This window comes from Streptomyces odontomachicola, assembly GCF_039605595.1.
GTDB lineage: Bacteria > Actinomycetota > Actinomycetes > Streptomycetales > Streptomycetaceae > Streptomyces.
Window position 1 is genome coordinate 215,134 of sequence record NZ_JBCFOK010000012.1, and the last position, 15,587, is coordinate 230,720.

Consider the following 15,587-nt stretch of genomic DNA (forward strand, 5'->3'; position numbering starts at 1 on the left):
ATGTCCGAGGACGAGAAGACCCCGGCCCGCGAGGTCATCACGGACTACGCGCAGGCCCACTTCCGCTACTTCCGCACCGCCGACGGCACCGTGTACGCGCAGCGCAACGGCCAGCCCGTGGCCCGTCCGATCCGCTCGCAGGGCACGGCGGGCAGCCACCGCCAGGAGCTCATGGTCGGCCTGTACGCGGACGGCTTCGGCGCGTTCAGCGGCACCGCTCTCAAGGAGGCACTGGACTTGATCGAGGCACTCGCGATGACCGAAGAGGTGCAGCCCGTGCACATCCGCGTCGCTCCCGGCAGCGATGGCGCGACGTGGCTGGACCTGGGCCGCGCTGATGGGCAGTCGGTGCGCATCCACCCCACGGGTTGGGACATCCTCACTCCCGATCCGCAGGAGGTGTGCTGGCGGCGCACCCAGCTCACCGGCGAACTCCCCCTCCCCGCCAAGGACACGAACGGCAAGGGCATCGATCTCCTGCTGCGGCTGTGCAACTTCGCGAACGCGGAGACCGAATGCCTGGCGATCGCCTGGCTCATCGGCTGCCTCGGCCCGTCCGTGCCCGTCCCGGCCCCGTTCCGTTCCTCACCGGCCCGCAGGGCGCGGGGAAGTCGACCGGCGGGCGGATGCTGGTGCGGATCATCGAGGGCATGAGCGGAGACCTGCGCCGCGCGCCGAAGGACGAGGAGAACCTGATCGCGGCCGTCGCAGCAGGCTGGGTCACTGCCCTGGACAATCTCTCCCACCTGGGCCCGGACCTCTCCGATGCCATGTGCTGCATCGTCACCGGAGCCGAGACCGTCAAACGGGCCCTGTACACCGACGGGGACGTGGCCCTCGCCCGCTACCGCCGACCGCTGCTCATGACCGGCATCGACGTCGGCGTCATCCGCCCCGACCTGGCCGAGCGGCTCCTGCCGCTGCGGCTGGAGCGCCCGCGGGTGCGGCGGACCGAGGCCGAGCTGTGGACCGAGTTCGAGGAAGCCCTGCCGGCCATCCTCGGCTCCCTCCTCGACCTGACGGTCAAGGTCCGCGCGACCCAGGCCGAAACGCCCACCGACCTGCGCATGGCCGACTTCGCCCACCTGTGCGCCCAGCTCGACGAGGCCACCGGCTTCGGCTCACTGGCCGCCTACCGGGCCAGCCTGGACGACCTCAACGACGACGTCATCGAGGGCGACCTCCTCGCACAGACGGTCCTGAAGTACGCCGCCGGCCTCGCGCCGGGGTCGGAAGAGCGGATGACCTCCTCCGAGTGGCTGCACTGCCTCACCCGGCTCTACACCGGCGAGGACTGCCGACAGCTCCCCAAGGGGTGGCCGACCACCGGCAAGGTCCTCTCCGACCGCCTCAAGCGCCTCCAGCCCACCCTCGCCGCCCGCGGCGTCCAGGTCGACTGGGGGCGCACCCGCAGGGCCCGGTACATCGCGATGTCCCGGCCGCCGGAGCCGTCCCCGGGCGAGCAGCAGGTGCTCTGATGCCCGGGCCAACAACCGCCGGGTGCAAGGAAGAAGAGCACCACGGCACGGGTGCTCCTCTTGCTCTTCGGCGCTTGCGCCGCTTGAAGGGCGCGTCGCGAAGCGGCTCCTTCTTCGCTCTTGAACGAGCGCCCCAACAGGAAGACTCTCCTCTCTTTTTCCGAAGAAGAGAGATCCTGCGTCACCCCCGTCACTCACGGGCGGAAAACCGCCTCTGACCTGCCACTACGGCAGTGACGCAGGACGGCCCCGGCTGCGTCACCCCGCGTCACTCGCGTCACCGGTGACGACGGCCTGCGTCACAGATGACGCGCTTCAACGCCCATGCGTCACCCCGAAAGACCTGGTCAGCCTCGCGCATGACGGAAGTGACTTGGTGACGCAGAAATCCGCCCCTCGGACACACGCGACCTTCAGACGAAGGAGACCAGTTGATGGCACGCCATCAGAACGACCTCCCCCGCCTGTACGAAGCCGCCGAAGTTGCCGATGCCCTCGGCTGCTCGGAGTGGTGGGTGAAGGACCAGGCCCGGCGCCGACGCATCCCCTTCATCAAGAGCGGGGGCGGCTACCGCTTCACCAAGGAGCACTTCTACGAGGCCCTGGCGCTTCTGGAGGAACGGCCGGCACAAGGGCCGGTCGGCGGGCCTGAGGCGATGTCCGCACGGCGCCCGTCCTCCACCTCTTCAGCACCGGTGACGCGGTTGCGGGCACGACGCCCCCGCCGCGCTCGCAACGCCGCTGCCTGACCACAAGCACTTTCAGGGGCGGAGCCACGAACTGCGGCTCCGCCCCTGCGTACCCATGGAGAAAGGAAGAGCGTGGGGTTCGCTGAGAACCGTGGCAAGTACTGGCGTGGCCGCTACAAGATTTCGGAGGGCCGGTACGGCACGGTCTCGAACGAGGCCGGAGTCACCATCCGCTTCCGTACGAAGCGGGAAGCCAAGAAGGCCGCGGATGCCGAAGAAGCGAAGGTCGAAGAGGGCACCTGGAAGGACCCCGCGGCCGGGCAGATCACCTTCGGCGCTTACGCCTCTCGCTGGTACGCGGAACAGGATCTCGCCGCATCGACGATGCAGAACTACCGCCGACACCTCGAAGAGCACCTGCTGCCGGAGTTCGAGGAGCGCCCACTCGCCACCATCACCCGCGCCGACGTGACCACTTGGGAGAAGCGCGAGAAAGAGCTGTACGCGGCGTCCAGCGTGCAGACCTGGCGCGGGACTCTGCACCTGGTCTTCGAGGACGCCGTGGAGGAGGGGTTGATCAGCTCCAACCCCGCCACGAAGCGCCGCGGGCGGGGCAAGCGAGCAGGGCGCTCGCGCGACCGTACTCCCGAGAAGGTGGTGACGGACCCGCTCGGCATCCTCCTCACCGCCGAGCGCGCATCGCTCCTCTCCGGCCGGGACGACGAGTTCATCGCCACCGTCACCAAGGGCTACACCGGCGCCCGCTGGGGTGAAATCGTCGGCCTGGAGACGGAGTTCGTCCGCCAGGACCACATTCGCGTCGAGTGGCAGCTCTACGAGCTCGACTCCGGGGAGTTCGTACGCTGCCCGCCCAAGGACGACAGCTATCGCAACATCGACACCCCTGGCTGGCACCACGCTCTGCTGGCCCGGCAGATCGCGCGCACGAACCCGCAGCCCTGCCACTGCCACGGCAAGACCTACGTCTTCCGCGGGCAGGCGATGTCCCGTACCGGGGAGACCGGGCCGAAGCTGGTGGACGTGGCACGGCGCGCTCAGGTCTCCACCGGCACCGTGTCCAACGTCCTCAACCGCCCCGACCGAGTGGCGGAGTCCACGAAGGCGCGCGTTCACGAGGCCATCGCCGACCTCGGCTTCACGCGCGGGGGAGGCGCGGTCGACCAGGCCGCGCACTGGCGGCGGAACGGCTTCGCCACATGGCTGTTCACGCCGGCGGTCTCCGGCTGGTACCCGAAGAAGGCGCCGCAGGAGGCCCGGCCTGTGCCGATCCTCGCGGACCCCTTCCCCGGCGTGCCGGTACGGGGGAGGGGAGCGGCGGACCGGGCCGACGCGTGCTGGGGACCGGTGGCCGAGGGGCTGACCCCGCACGGGCTGCGGCACACCCACAAGACCCGCATGCGGGAGCTCGGCACACCGCCGAAGCTCATGGACGAGCGCATGGGGCACCTGGACGGGTCGGTGCAGGCGCGCTACGACCACATCACCCCGCAGATGCGGCAGAACCTGCTGGCCGGTCTGACCGGGGAGTGGGAAGCGGCGCTCGATGCCCGGCTGGCGATGTGCTCCACGTCACCCGTGGCGGTGTTGAACGACCTTCTCCGGGCGCGCATGACGGCCCGTCAGTAAGGCAGCTCCGGGAGCGGGATTCCAAGATCTTCTCCCAGATTTCTCCCAAGAGGCCCCCGGAAACGAGTCAGGGCCCTGATCCGCTGTGCGGATCAGGGCCCTGACCTGGTGTTCCACCTGTCGGGGTGGCGGGATTTGAACCCACGACCTCTTCGTCCCGAACGAAGCGCGCTGCCAAGCTGCGCTACACCCCGTGGCAACGACGACTACTTTAGCCCAGGTGAGCGCTCACGCGAAATCCGGTTCTCGGAGGGGGTCCGGGAGGGGTCAGGCGGGGCGCGGGACGAGGGTCAGGAGCGTGGCCTCGGGGGCGCACGCGAACCGCATCGGCGTGTAGCGGTTGGCCCCGCAGCCCGCGGAGACGTGCAGGTGGGAGCTGTGTCCCGCGGCGCGGTGCTGGGAGAGGCCGCGGGCCCGCCCCGTATCGATGTCGCAGTTGGTGACCAGCGCGCCGTAGAAGGGGACGCGGAGCTGGCCGCCGTGCGTGTGCCCGGCGAGGATCAGCGGATAGCGGTCGGCGGTGAAGGCGTCCAGCACCCGGAGGTACGGGGCGTGCACCACGGCGAGGTCGAGATCGGCGTCGCCCTCGGGGCCGCCCGCGACCTGCGCGTACCGGTCGCGCTTGATGTGCGGGTCGTCCAGGCCCGTCAGCGCGATCTCGCGGCCGCCCTCCAGCTTGATCCGCGCGCGGCGGTTGGTGAGGTCGGCCCAGCCCGCCGCGTCGAAGGCGTCCCGCATGCCCTCCCACGGGTTGTGGACGGCGCCGACGACCGGCGGATTGCCGTTCAGGCCGTGCCGCCCCGCGGCCTTCTCGGCCAGATAGCGGGCGGGGTTGCGGAAGCGGGGGCCGTAGTAGTCGTTCGAGCCGAAGACGTACGCGCCCGGGAACTCCATCAGCGGGCCCAGCGCGTCCAGGACCTCGGGGACGCCCTCGGTGTCGGAGAGGTTGTCGCCGGTGTTGATCACGAAGTCGGGGCGCAGGCCGGCCAGCGACTGGAGCCAGCGGCGCTTCCGGTTCTGGCCGCTGACCATGTGGATGTCGGAGACCTGGAGCACCCGGAGCGGATGCTGTCCCGGCCGCAGCACCGGCACCTCCACTCTCCGCAGGCGGAAGGCGCGGGGCTCGATGACCGCCGCATATCCGGCGCAGGCCGCGCCGAGTGCCGTGATGCCGAGGGGGACTCCGTATCGCGCACGCATGGAGCCATGGTCGCAGATCAGGAGCCCGCCGCGGCCCCGCGCCGAGCCACGGCCGTACGCAGGGAAGGCGCCTGAACGTCGGCTTCCGGAGCGGCCGTTGTCCCGGCCCGGCGGGGTTACGGGGCGCCCTCCTGCGCCCGCGCCGGCCCCGTGCCTGCCCCGTACCTGCTCCGCCCCCGTACGCCGCGTGGCGCAGGCATACTGATGTGGCTGCCGATGCACCAACTGCCTTCGGGGAAAAGGGAGTTAAGGGAGTCAGTCGTGGTCATGTTCTACGTCATCGCCGCGTTCACCGCGCTGGTCGCCGGCTCGGTGACGTACGCGCTCGTCCGCCGCGACCTCGGCCCGAGGGCGGCGCCGGTGGCCTCCGGATGCATCGCAGCGGCCGCCTGCGCCGGCTGGATACTGACGCTCTTCCACGTGATCGTCGGCTGCGCGGCGGGGCTGGCGGTCTACCTGGTCGCGCGCCGCCGGCTGCCGGGCGTCCGGGCGGTGGTGGCCGGCGGCCTCGGTTACGTCGCCGGGACGCTGCTGTCGGTGGGCGGCCTGATGATCGCTCTCAGCGGCATGTAGGACGGGAGCGTACGGGCTCGCCGGGCCCGCCCCGGGGAAAACGCGTCGGCCGGGACGCCGGGGTGCTGGCAGAATTGTGGGCATGACCACGCTCAAGTCCCGGCTGCAGGACGACCTCACCGCAGCGATCAAGGAGCGCGACACGCTGCGTTCCTCCACCCTCCGGATGACCCTCACCGCGATCTCGAACGAGGAGGTCTCCGGGAAGTCGGCGCGCGAGCTCTCCGACGACGAGGTGCAGAAGGTCATCGCGCGCGAGGCGAAGAAGCGGCGCGAGTCGGCCGAGGCCTTCGCCGGCGGCGGGCGCGCCGAGCAGGCCGAGCAGGAGCGTGCCGAGGGCGCGGTGCTGGAGGAGTACCTGCCGCAGCAGCTCTCCGACGAGGAGCTGGACGCGCTGGTCGCCGAGGCCGTCGAGGAGGCGCGGGCGAACGGCGCCGAGGGCCCGAAGGCCATGGGCGCCGTGATGAAGCTGGTGAACCCGAAGATCGCGGGCCGCGCCGAGGGCGGCCGCGTCGCCGCCGCGGTCAAGAAGCGCCTGGCGGGCTGAGCCTCAGCGGAGGCCGCGGAAGAAGACGAGAAGAAGGGGCGCCCCCTCGCGAGGGGGCGCCCCTTCGTACGCGCTCGTACGCGAATGCCGCTCGACCGTCAGTGGCCGCGGCCCCCGCCGTTGCCTCCTCCGTTGCCCCCGCCGCCGAAGAGGCCGGGCGGAAGCTCTATGTCCGGCCACGGGCTGTCGCCCCCGCCGTGCTTCGGCGGCTTGTTGTCGTTGCTCCCGCCGCGGCCGCCGCCGCTCTTTCCGGACTTCTTCTTCTTGCTCGGGTCGTCCTTGATCGGCACGGTGTGGAACCGCGCCGCCGGCTTGTCCGCGAGCGCCCCGGTCATCGCGTCCCGCCAGATCGGCCCGGGCACCTCGCCGCCGAAGACCTTGTCGTACGGGACGCCGCCGATGGTGACGTTGGACATCTTGGTGCGGTGCGCCGGGTCGCCGACCCAGACGGCGCCGGACATGTTCGGGGTGTAGCCCACGAACCAGGCCGCGTACCGCTCGTCCGTCGTACCGGTCTTGCCCGCGCTGTCCCGGCCGCTCAGCCCGGCCTTCTTGCCCGTGCCGTCCTCGACCACGCCGCGGAGCAGGGAGTTGACCGTGTCAGCCGTCTTCTCCTTCATCGCGCGCTGGCACTTCGACCGGGGCACCGGCAGCCGCTTGCCCTGCGCGTCGGTGATCGAGTCGATGGCGACGGGGGTGCAGTGCACACCGCGGTTGGCCAGGGTGGCGTACCCCTCGGCCATGGTCAGCGGGGAGACCTCCTGGGTGCCGAGGCTGATGGAGGGCACCTGGCTCATGGGGTTGCCGTCGGCGCGCACGATGCCCATCTTCTTGGCCATCGTGGTGACCGGGCAGACGCCGGTGTCGCCGATCAGCGAGACGAAGTAGGTGTTGACGGACTTCGCCGTCGCCTCCTTCATCCGGTACGGACCCTTCTCCGAGCGGTTCTCGTTCTCGACCGGAGCGCTGCCGCTCCACGGGCCCTTGCAGGTCTGCACCGGCGACGGGTACTGCATCTTGTACGGCGACGGATACTGCTGGTACGGGCTCATGCCCTGGTCCAGAGCGGCCGCCGCGATCACCGGCTTGAAGGTGGAGCCCGGCTGATAACCGGCGCCGCCGCCCATGTTCCCGTCCACCGACAGGTTGAGCTGGGTCTCGTTCTTGCCGAATCCGTACGGCCTGGACTGGCCCATGCCGCGGATCCTGCCGGTGCCGGGCTCCACGATGGAGACGGCCGAGGCCACGTTGTCCGAGGCGTAGACGTGCTGCTTGAGGGAGTTCTGCACCGAGTCCTGGGCCTTCGGGTCCAGCGTGGTGCGGATGGTGAGCCCGCCGCGGTCCCAGCGCCGCGAGCGCTCCTGCCGGGTCTTGCCGAACGCGCGGTCGTTCAGCACCGTTTGGCGTACGTAGTCGCAGAAGAAGCCGGCGCCGCGCTCGGCGGTGATGCAGCCGTTCTCCGGCTTGCTGAGGTTGAGCTTGATGGGCTGCCGCTTGGCCTCGGCCGCCTCCTGCGGGGACACCTGCTTGAGCTCGGCCATGCGGCTGAGCACGGTGTTCCGCCGCTTCTTGGCCTCCTGCTCGTCATTGACCGGGTCATACCTGCTCGGGGACTGCACGATGCCCGCGAGCATCGCCGACTCGTCGAGCGTGAGGTCCTTGGCGGGCTTGGAGAAATACCGCTGGGCCGCGGCCTCCACGCCGTACGCCTGCTGGCCGAAGAACGTGATGTTGAGGTAGTTCTCCAGGATCTGGCGCTTGCTCAGCTTCTTCTCGACCTGTATCGCGTACTTCAGCTCTTTGATCTTGCGGCCGATGGTCTGCTGGGTGGCCTGCGCGACCTTGTTCGGGTCGTCGCCCGCCTCCTCCACGAAGACGTTCTTCACGTACTGCTGGGTGAGCGTGGAGGCGCCCTCGGAGACGCCGCCGGCCTGGGCGTTGCGGTTGAGCGCGCGGAGCACGCCCTTCATGTCGACGGCGCCGTGCTTGTAGAACCGCGCGTCCTCGATGGCCACGACGGCCTTGCTGAGATACGGCGACATGTCCTCGAGGCCGACCACCGTGCGGTCGCGCGAATAGACCTTGGCGATCTCGCCGCCGTCCGCGTCCAGGATGGTGGTCCGCTGGCTGAGCGGCGGGTGCTTGAGGTCGGTGGGGATCTCGTCGAAGCCCTCGACCGTGCCCTTCGCCGCGAGGCCGACCCCGCCGACGGCGGGCAGCGCGACCCCGGCCATCACCACCCCGGCCAGCACGCTGACGCCGATGAACCTGGCGGCCTGCTGCGGGCGTGAGAGCCCTCCGCCCGAGCGCTTCTTACCCATGGGGTGAAGCCTACGTTCTGATTCCCCGGACAGGAGACCATCTGTTCGCCTAGGCTGTCGGCCATTCACCACCCCCCGTCCGTCATGACCGCCCGCGGCCTCCCACGCCCTCCGCGTCACTCAAGTGAGTGTCGAGAACTGTCCGTCTTGCGTTGAAGTAGCGGAAGAAATCGGGCAGTTGCCCCTCATGGTGCCGGTTGATCTGCCCTGTTGGTCCACATACGTCCTGCATGCCGGGCGCTCACTCCGTTGGGTGATCTGCCGCGTACGCATAGTCCGTTCGGGCCATTCAAGATTGGGCCCGAGGGGGGTGTTGCGGCCTGCGTGCCTTCCGTAACGTCCTCAACTGGCAACGGTGAATATGCCGTTCGCCGCCGTGGGGGAGCCTCGATTCGGGAGAGGACGGCACCGGCTATGAGCTGGGTTACCGACTGGAGTGCGCACGCGGCGTGCCGCACTACGGATCCGGACGAACTGTTCGTGCAAGGGGCGGCGCAGAATCGCGCCAAGGCAGTGTGCACCGGCTGTCCGGTGCGCACCGAGTGCCTGGCGGACGCCCTCGACAACCGCGTGGAATTCGGCGTGTGGGGCGGAATGACGGAGCGCGAGCGCAGGGCACTGCTGCGCCGCAGGCCGACCGTCACCTCCTGGCGCCACCTGCTGGAGACGGCGCGCTCGGAGTATGAGCGCGACACGGGCGGAGTGCTGCCCGTGGAGCTCGAGGAGAGCGCCGACGAGAAGGACTACGCCAGGGCCGGCTAGCGCCCCGTGTCCGGCGCCCTGCGGGGCGCCCACGGGAGCGCGTGCGCCGGACGGGCGCGCCCGGAGCGCGGCGCGTGCCCCGTACGGCAAGCCGGGTGCCGGGCGGTGACCGGTCTCGGACCGGTGCCGGAGCGGCGAGGGGCGTCAGCCCGCCTGCGGGCGGGCCGCCCCGCCCTCCGCCCGTTCCCGCGCCGACCGTTCCGGCGCCGAGGGCCCGTGCGCCAGCCGCTCGCCGATGGCGCGCAGACCTTCGAGGTCGTGTACGTCACCGGCCAGGGCCGTCACCTCGACCAGCGGCACCTCCGGGTGCAGCGAGGTGAAGCGGTCCAGGGTGCGGCGCTCGCGGGTCACCAGCCGCATGCGCTCGGCGTGCAGGCGCAGCAGACCCGCGGCGAGCAGCCGTGCCTCACCGTCGGGCGGCGCCTGTGTGTCCGCGGGCGTGCCTGTCGATGTGCCTGTTGTGGATGCGCTGTTCTCGGTGGCCGCGCCGTTCTTCTCGCTGCCGTGCTCGGTGCCGTTCTCGCTCCGGGTGCCGGCCGGGCGGGGGGATGCGCCCTCGGGAGAGGCCGGCGGGTCGTCGTACCCGTCGCGGTCCTCACTCTTCCCGTCCCCGAGATCGACAATGCCGGTGCCGGAGTTCTCTTCGAGATTTTCCGCGGCGGACAGGGCGCGCTCGGCGCTGACCCTGTCGGCTTCCGAGGCGTGTACGCGGTTGAGCACCAGGCCCGCGAGCGGCATGTGCTCGGCCGCCAGCCGCTCGACGAAGTAGGCGGCCTCGCGCAGCGCGTCCCGTTCAGGCGCCGCGACCACCAGGAACGCGGTGCCGGGCGCCTGGAGCAGCCGGTAGGTGGCGTCGGCCCGCGTGCGGAAGCCGCCGAACATGGTGTCCATGGCGGCCACGAAGGTCTGCACGTCCTTCAACAGGCCCGCGCCGAGCAGCTTGTTGAGCGCGCCGGTGAAGAGCGAGAGCCCGGACATGCCGAGGTTCACGAACTTCATGCCGGCCCTGCCGCCGACCTTGGCCGGGGCCATCAGCAGCCGGATGAACTTGCCGTCCAGGAAGGACCCCAGGCGCTTGGGCGCGTCCAGGAAGTCCAGCGCCGAGCGGGACGGCGGGGTGTCCACGATGATCAGGTCCCACTCGTCGCGGGACCGGAGCTGGCCCAGCTTCTCCATCGCCATGTACTCCTGCGTGCCGGCGAAGCCCGCGGAGAGCGACTGGTAGAAGGGGTTGTCCAGGATGGCCCGGGCGCGCTCCGGGTCGGCGTGCGCCTCGACGATCTCGTCGAAGGTGCGCTTCATGTCCAGCATCATGGCGTGCAGTTCGCCGCCGGACGAGGTGTCGGCGCCCGGCACCTTGCGCGGGGTGTTGTCCAGCTCGGTGAGGCCCATGGACTGGGCGAGCCGCCTGGCCGGGTCGATGGTGAGCACCACCGCGCGGCGCCCGCGCTCGGCGGCGCGCAGCCCCAGCGCGGCGGCCGTCGTCGTCTTGCCCACGCCGCCGGAGCCGCAGCACACCACGATCCGGGTCTGCACGTCGTCGAGGAGCGGGTCCACGGCGAGACGGGTGTCCGGGCCGAGCGTCATGACGCCTCCTTCTGCGGATCGCGGTCGCCCGCGCCGTCCCACTGCTCCCGGAGCACCGCGGACAGCTCGTACAGCCCCGCGAGTTCGACTCCCTCGCCGAGCAGCGGCAGCTCGCGTACGGGGATGCCGAGGCCGGCGAGTTCGGCGCGCTGCTCGCGCTCCAGGCCGACCCTCTCGGCGTGCTCCCGCGCCTGCTCCAGGAGCGGGGGTATGAGGCGTCCGTCGCGGCCCAGGCCGGCCTCGGCCAGCGCGGCCGACAGCTCGTGCGGGCGCTGCTCGGCGGCCTTGAGCTGCTCCTCGTCGAGTACGTGCGGGCGCACCATGTTGACCAGCGCCGAGCCCACGGGGAGCCCGGCGGCGCGGAGTTCGGCCACCCCGTCCAGGGTCTCCTGCACCGGCATCTCCTCCAGGAGCGTGACCAGGTGCACGGCGGTCTCGGGCGACTTGAGCACCCGCATGACGGCCTGCGCCTGGTTGTGCACGGGGCCGACCTTGGCCAGCCCGGCGACCTCCTCGTTCACGCCGAGGAACTTGGTGATGCGGCCCGTGGGCGGCGCGTCCATGACCACGGCGTCGTACACCGGGCGGTCGCGGCCGTCGCGGCGGCGCACCGCCTCGCACGCCTTGCCGGTCAGCAGGACGTCGCGGAGGCCCGGCGCGATGGTGGTGGCGAAGTCGATGGCGCCGAGCTTCTTCAACGCGCGCCCGGCGCCGCCCAGTTTGTAGAACATCTGGAGGTAGTCGAGCAGCGCGCGCTCGGGGTCGATGGCGAGCGCGTACACCTCCCCTCCGCCGTGCGAGACCGCGATCTTGCGCTCCTCGTACGGCAGCGCCTCGGTCTCGAAGAGCTGGGCGATCCCCTGCCTGCCCTCGACCTCGACGAGCAGCGTGCGCATCCCCTCCCCGGCGAGCGCGAGTGCGAGTGCGGCGGCGACCGTCGTCTTCCCGGTGCCGCCCTTGCCCGTGACAACATGCAGCCTGCTCACGCCCCGGAGCCTAACCACCGCGGCGACGGGCTACGCTCGGCACCATGACGAAGTGGGAATACGCGACCGTGCCGCTCCTGGTACACGCGACCAAGCAGATCCTGGACACCTGGGGCGAGGACGGCTGGGAGCTCGTCCAGGTCGTCCCGGGGCCGAACAACTCCGAGCAGCTCGTGGCCTACCTCAAGCGGGAGAAGCAGTGACCGGCACCGGCGGCCGGGTCGCTGCGAAGCTCGCCGAGCTCGGTCTGGAGCTCCCCGAGGTGGCCACCCCCGCCGGTGCGTACGTACCGGCGCTGCGCAGCGGCAGTTACGTCTACACGGCGGGCCAGCTCCCGCTGGTGGACGGCAAGCTGCCGGTGACCGGCAAGGTCGGCGACGGGGTCACCCCCGAGCAGGCCAAGGAGCTGGCGGGCCGCTGCGCGCTCAACGCGCTGGCTGCGGTCAAGTCCGTCGCCGGTGACCTGGACCGGGTCGTACGGGTGGTGAAGGTGACCGGATTCGTCGCCTCCGCCCCCGACTTCACGGCCCAGCCGGGCGTGATCAACGGCGCCAGCGAGCTCCTCGGCGAGGTGCTCGGCGAGGCCGGTGTGCACGCGCGCAGCGCGGTGGGCGTCGCGGTCCTGCCGATGGACTCTCCGGTCGAGGTCGAGATCCAGGTCGAGCTGGCGGACTGATCCTGTACGGGGGCCGTGCGGGGTCCGTGCGGGGGCCCGCTCCGGCGGCACCCTCGAACATCAGGGCGTGTGCCCGTAGCATCCGCCCATGTCCTCCTCGGCCTCCTCGTCCTCATCGACCAACGGCACGCAGGGGCGACCGCACGGCGACGGCCAGTGGTACCCCTCGGAATGGCCCGAGCGCATCCGCGCGCTCGCCGCGGGCGAGCTCACTCCTGTGACCCCGCGGCGGGCCGCGACGGTGCTGCTGCTCCGCGGCACGGACGCCGGGCCCGCCGTCCACATGCTGCGCAGACGCGCCTCCATGGCCTTCGCCGGGGGCGCGTACGCGTATCCGGGCGGCTCCGTCGACCCGCGCGATGAAAACCCCGCGCACCAGCGGGAGATCGGCTGGGCCGGCCCCTCGCGCGCCGACTGGGCCGCGCGCTTCGGCACCGACGAGGGCACCGCGCAGGCCATCGTGTGCGCCGCCGTGCGCGAGACCTTCGAGGAGGCCGGGGTGCTCCTCGCCGGGCCCGACCCGCACACCGTGGTGGCCGACACGACGGGCGAGGAGTGGGAGGCGGAGCGCGCGGCGCTGGTCGACCGCGAGCTGTCCTTCGCCGAACTGCTGGCCCGCCGCGGCCTCGTCCTGCGCAGCGACCTGCTCGGCGCGTGGGCGCGCTGGATCACCCCGGAGTTCGAGAAGCGGCGCTTCGACACGTGGTTCTTCGTGGCCGCGCTGCCCGAGGGCCAGCGCACCAGGAACGCGTCGACCGAGGCCGACCGCACCGTGTGGATACGCCCGGCCGAGGCGGCCGCAGGATACGACCGCGGCGAGCTGCTCATGATGCCGCCGACCATCGCGACGCTGCGGGACATCGCCCCGTACGAGTCGGTCGCCGAGGCACTGGAGGCGGCGGGGGAGCGGGATCTGACCCCGGTGCTGGCCAAGGCGCGCATGGAGGGGGAGGAGATCGTGCTGAGCTGGCCGGGGCACGAGGAGTTCACCAAGAAGATCGCCCGCGAGCGTCCCGAGGAGGACGCGGGCGGGCAGGCCGCGGGCGTTGCGCGCGAGCGGCCGGAGAAGGCCGCGCAGGAGCAGTCCATCGACGGGAGCGAGTCCGCATCATGACCGACGCCGCCCTTCTGCCGGGCCAGCCGCGCGGCGGCACGATCTCCGGCACCGGTACGGAGCGGGCCCGCTGCGTCCTCGCGCCGAACCCCTCCGCCATGACCCTGGACGGCACCAACACCTGGATCGTCGCCGAACCGGACGCGTCGCGCGCCGTGGTCATCGACCCGGGGCCGCTGGACGAGTCCCATCTGCGCGCGGTCATCGACGCCGTGGAGCGGGACGGCAGGCGTGTCGGGCTCACCCTGCTCACCCACGGGCACCCCGACCACGCCGAGGGAGCGGCCCGTTTCGCCGAGCTGACGGGCACTCACGTGCGCGCGCTGGACCCGGAGTTGCGGCTCGGCGACGAGGGGCTGGAGGCGGGCGACGTGGTCGCCATGGACGGACTCGAACTCCCCGTGGTGCCCACACCGGGACATACCGCCGACTCGCTCTCCTTCCACGTGCCGGCCGACCGCGCGGTGCTGACCGGCGACACCGTGCTGGGGCGCGGGACGACGGTGGTCGCGCACCCCGACGGGCGGCTCGGCGACTACCTGGACTCGCTGCGCCGGCTGCGCTCGCTGACCGTGGACGACGGGGTGCACACCGTGCTGCCCGGGCACGGTCCCGTACTCGATGACGCGCAGGGCGCCGTCGACTTCTACCTCGCGCACCGCGCGAACCGGCTCGCCCAGGTCGAGACCGCCGTGGAGAACGGCCACCGCACCGTGGACGAGGTCGTGGCGCACGTGTACGCGGACGTGGACCGCAGCCTGTGGCCGGCCGCCTCGCTCTCCGTCCGCGCCCAGCTCGACTACCTGCGGGAACATGGCCTGATCTGAGGACGGCCGCACCGGGCCCGTCCGTGGTCCTGTGAGGGGTCGGCATGAGGGACGTCTCGGCGCGCGACGGCGGCGGGGAGGGCGGGCCCGCGCGCCCCCGGCTCCCCGCCGGGTGGCAGCCGCACGCCCGTACGTTCCTGGCGTGGCCGCCCCGGTGGTCCGTATGGGGCCGGTACGCGCGCGGCGCCCAGCACGACATCGGCGCGCTGGCCAGGGCGATCGCCGAGTACGAGCCCGTTGTGGTGCTGGCGCGTCCAGGGGAGGTCCGGGCGGCCCGGCGCGGCTGCGGCGGGGCGGCCGAGGTGTGGCCGGTGCCGGTGGACGATCTGTGGGTGCGGGATACGGGGCCGGTGTTCGTCGCCGGGGGCGGTCCGGCCGTTGCGGGCGGCTCCGCGGGGCAGGGCGCGCTGTACGGCATTGACCTCGGCTTCAACGGCTGGGGCGGCAGCCAGCGCCATCGCCGGGACCGGCGGGTGGCCCGCCGGGTGCTGGAGCGCGCCGGGGTGCCCCGGGTGCGGCCCGGCCTCACGGCGGAGGGCGGCTCGCTGGAGACGGACGGCGAGGGCACGCTGCTCGCGACCGAGAGCTCGCTGCTGGACCCCGCCCGGAACCCCGGCATGACCAGGGGCGATGTCGAGCGCGAGCTCAAGGACGCCTTCGGCGCCGACACGGTCGTCTGGCTTCGCGGCGTACGCGGCGAGGACATCACCGACTGCCACGTGGACGCCCTGGCCCGCTTCGCCGCCCCCGGCGTCGTCCTGCTCAGCCGCCCCGCGCGGGGCGGCGACGTCTGGGAACGGGTCTACGAGCAGGCGCGCGCGGCCCTGCGGGAGGCCACCGACGCGCGGGGGCGCCGCCTGGAGCTCGTCGAGCTCCCCGAGGCCGACCCGCGCGGGACCGGCGACCGCGGGCCCGACTTCCTCGGCTCGTACGTCAACTATTACGTGGCCAACGGCGCCGTGCTGCTGCCCCGCTTCGGCGACCGCCGCGCCGACGAGCGCGCCGCCTCGCTGCTCGGGGACCTCCACCCCGGGAGGGAGATCCGGGCGGTGACGGTCGACACCGTGGCCTCAGGGGGCGGCGGCATCCACTGCGCGACCCAGCAGCAGCCGGAGGCCCGGCAGCCGGAGGGCTGAGAGGGGCGTACGAACGGGAGAGGGGCGCCCGTGTGGGCGCCCCT

Annotated in this window: 14 protein-coding genes, 1 tRNA gene and 1 pseudogene; 11 read left to right on the forward strand and 5 right to left on the reverse strand. The window is 71.8% G+C overall.

The annotated features are described in order from the left end of the window. From ABEE00_RS22590 to ABEE00_RS22600, 3 genes and pseudogenes are all read left to right on the forward strand, one after another. Positions 1-1,478: pseudogene (locus tag ABEE00_RS22590) on the forward strand (ATP-binding protein). 434 nt (positions 1,479-1,912) lie between these two features. Next, positions 1,913-2,227, forward strand: coding sequence for a helix-turn-helix domain-containing protein (locus ABEE00_RS22595; protein ID WP_345747436.1), 315 nt, complete (start codon positions 1,913-1,915; stop codon positions 2,225-2,227). A gap of 72 nt (positions 2,228-2,299) precedes the next feature. Next, the gene (locus ABEE00_RS22600) at positions 2,300-3,814 is read left to right on the forward strand and encodes a LacI family DNA-binding transcriptional regulator (protein WP_345747437.1); all 1,515 of its coding nucleotides are present in this window, start codon (positions 2,300-2,302) and stop codon (positions 3,812-3,814) included. Positions 3,815-3,934: 120 nt separating this feature from the next. On the opposite strand, the gene ABEE00_RS22605 is transcribed toward ABEE00_RS22600, so the two are convergent. Continuing rightward, positions 3,935-4,008 (reverse strand) — tRNA-Pro (locus tag ABEE00_RS22605). A 73-nt stretch (positions 4,009-4,081) separates the two neighbouring features. After that, positions 4,082-5,014, reverse strand: a complete 933-nt coding sequence (locus tag ABEE00_RS22610) for a metallophosphoesterase (RefSeq protein ID WP_345747438.1) — start codon at positions 5,012-5,014, stop codon at positions 4,082-4,084. 261 nt (positions 5,015-5,275) lie between these two features. On the opposite strand from ABEE00_RS22610, the gene ABEE00_RS22615 reads away from it, so the two are divergent. Together ABEE00_RS22615 and ABEE00_RS22620 are read left to right on the forward strand one after the other, a co-directional pair. After that, positions 5,276-5,587, forward strand: a complete 312-nt coding sequence (locus tag ABEE00_RS22615; RefSeq protein WP_345747439.1) for a hypothetical protein — start codon at positions 5,276-5,278, stop codon at positions 5,585-5,587. An 82-nt stretch (positions 5,588-5,669) separates the two neighbouring features. Then, positions 5,670-6,134, forward strand: coding sequence for a GatB/YqeY domain-containing protein (locus ABEE00_RS22620; protein ID WP_345747440.1), 465 nt, complete (start codon positions 5,670-5,672; stop codon positions 6,132-6,134). Between the two features lie 98 nt (positions 6,135-6,232). Here the strand turns inward: ABEE00_RS22620 and ABEE00_RS22625 are convergent, their stop codons facing one another. After that, positions 6,233-8,455, reverse strand: a complete 2,223-nt coding sequence (locus ABEE00_RS22625) for a transglycosylase domain-containing protein (RefSeq protein WP_345747441.1) — start codon at positions 8,453-8,455, stop codon at positions 6,233-6,235. Between the two features lie 414 nt (positions 8,456-8,869). Here ABEE00_RS22625 and ABEE00_RS22630 point away from each other — a divergent pair, with 414 nt between their 5' ends. Beyond that, positions 8,870-9,217, forward strand: coding sequence for a WhiB family transcriptional regulator (locus tag ABEE00_RS22630; protein WP_345747442.1), 348 nt, complete (start codon positions 8,870-8,872; stop codon positions 9,215-9,217). A gap of 144 nt (positions 9,218-9,361) precedes the next feature. Here the strand turns inward: ABEE00_RS22630 and bagB are convergent, their stop codons facing one another. Beyond that, positions 9,362-10,804: an ATPase BagB gene (gene bagB / locus ABEE00_RS22635; RefSeq protein WP_345747443.1), complete on the reverse strand. Its 1,443-nt coding sequence runs from the start codon at positions 10,802-10,804 to the stop codon at positions 9,362-9,364. Further along, positions 10,801-11,790: an ATPase BagA gene (gene bagA, locus ABEE00_RS22640; RefSeq protein WP_345747444.1), complete on the reverse strand. Its 990-nt coding sequence runs from the start codon at positions 11,788-11,790 to the stop codon at positions 10,801-10,803. Before bagA ends, bagB begins: the two co-directional genes overlap by 4 nt. A gap of 44 nt (positions 11,791-11,834) precedes the next feature. On the opposite strand from bagA, the gene ABEE00_RS22645 reads away from it, so the two are divergent. The 5 genes from ABEE00_RS22645 (at position 11,835) to ABEE00_RS22665 (ending at position 15,543) form a co-directional block, all read left to right on the forward strand. Then, on the forward strand, positions 11,835-11,993 hold the full coding sequence (locus ABEE00_RS22645) for a Sp36 family protein (RefSeq protein ID WP_181768530.1): 159 nt from the start codon (positions 11,835-11,837) through the stop codon (positions 11,991-11,993). Beyond that, positions 11,990-12,466, forward strand: a complete 477-nt coding sequence (locus ABEE00_RS22650; RefSeq protein ID WP_345747445.1) for a RidA family protein — start codon at positions 11,990-11,992, stop codon at positions 12,464-12,466. Before ABEE00_RS22645 ends, ABEE00_RS22650 begins: the two co-directional genes overlap by 4 nt. An 88-nt stretch (positions 12,467-12,554) precedes the next feature. Next, a complete protein-coding gene (locus ABEE00_RS22655; RefSeq protein ID WP_345747446.1) occupies positions 12,555-13,580 on the forward strand; it encodes an NUDIX hydrolase in 1,026 nt (341 codons plus the stop codon). Next, positions 13,577-14,407 (forward strand): MBL fold metallo-hydrolase, encoded by an 831-nt coding sequence (locus ABEE00_RS22660; RefSeq protein ID WP_345747447.1) that lies wholly within the window; start codon positions 13,577-13,579, stop codon positions 14,405-14,407. Before ABEE00_RS22655 ends, ABEE00_RS22660 begins: the two co-directional genes overlap by 4 nt. Positions 14,408-14,451: 44 nt before the next feature. Beyond that, complete coding sequence (locus ABEE00_RS22665) at positions 14,452-15,543, forward strand: agmatine deiminase family protein (protein ID WP_345747448.1); 1,092 nt, start codon at positions 14,452-14,454, stop codon at positions 15,541-15,543. Positions 15,544-15,587: the final 44 nt, after the last annotated feature.

Excerpts from the sequence above, each read along its gene's own strand:
- ABEE00_RS22595 (WP_345747436.1), top strand. The coding sequence starts at position 1,913 with ATGGCACGCCATCAGAACGACCTCCCCCGCCTGTACGAAGCCGCCGAA.
- ABEE00_RS22610 (WP_345747438.1), bottom strand. The coding sequence starts at position 5,014 with ATGCGTGCGCGATACGGAGTCCCCCTCGGCATCACGGCACTCGGCGCG.
- ABEE00_RS22620 (WP_345747440.1), top strand. The coding sequence starts at position 5,670 with ATGACCACGCTCAAGTCCCGGCTGCAGGACGACCTCACCGCAGCGATC.
- ABEE00_RS22625 (WP_345747441.1), bottom strand. The coding sequence starts at position 8,455 with ATGGGTAAGAAGCGCTCGGGCGGAGGGCTCTCACGCCCGCAGCAGGCC.
- ABEE00_RS22630 (WP_345747442.1), top strand. The coding sequence starts at position 8,870 with ATGAGCTGGGTTACCGACTGGAGTGCGCACGCGGCGTGCCGCACTACG.
- bagB (WP_345747443.1), bottom strand. The coding sequence starts at position 10,804 with ATGACGCTCGGCCCGGACACCCGTCTCGCCGTGGACCCGCTCCTCGAC.
- ABEE00_RS22645 (WP_181768530.1), top strand. The coding sequence starts at position 11,835 with ATGACGAAGTGGGAATACGCGACCGTGCCGCTCCTGGTACACGCGACC.
- ABEE00_RS22655 (WP_345747446.1), top strand. The coding sequence starts at position 12,555 with ATGTCCTCCTCGGCCTCCTCGTCCTCATCGACCAACGGCACGCAGGGG.
- ABEE00_RS22660 (WP_345747447.1), top strand. The coding sequence starts at position 13,577 with ATGACCGACGCCGCCCTTCTGCCGGGCCAGCCGCGCGGCGGCACGATC.
- ABEE00_RS22665 (WP_345747448.1), top strand. The coding sequence starts at position 14,452 with ATGAGGGACGTCTCGGCGCGCGACGGCGGCGGGGAGGGCGGGCCCGCG.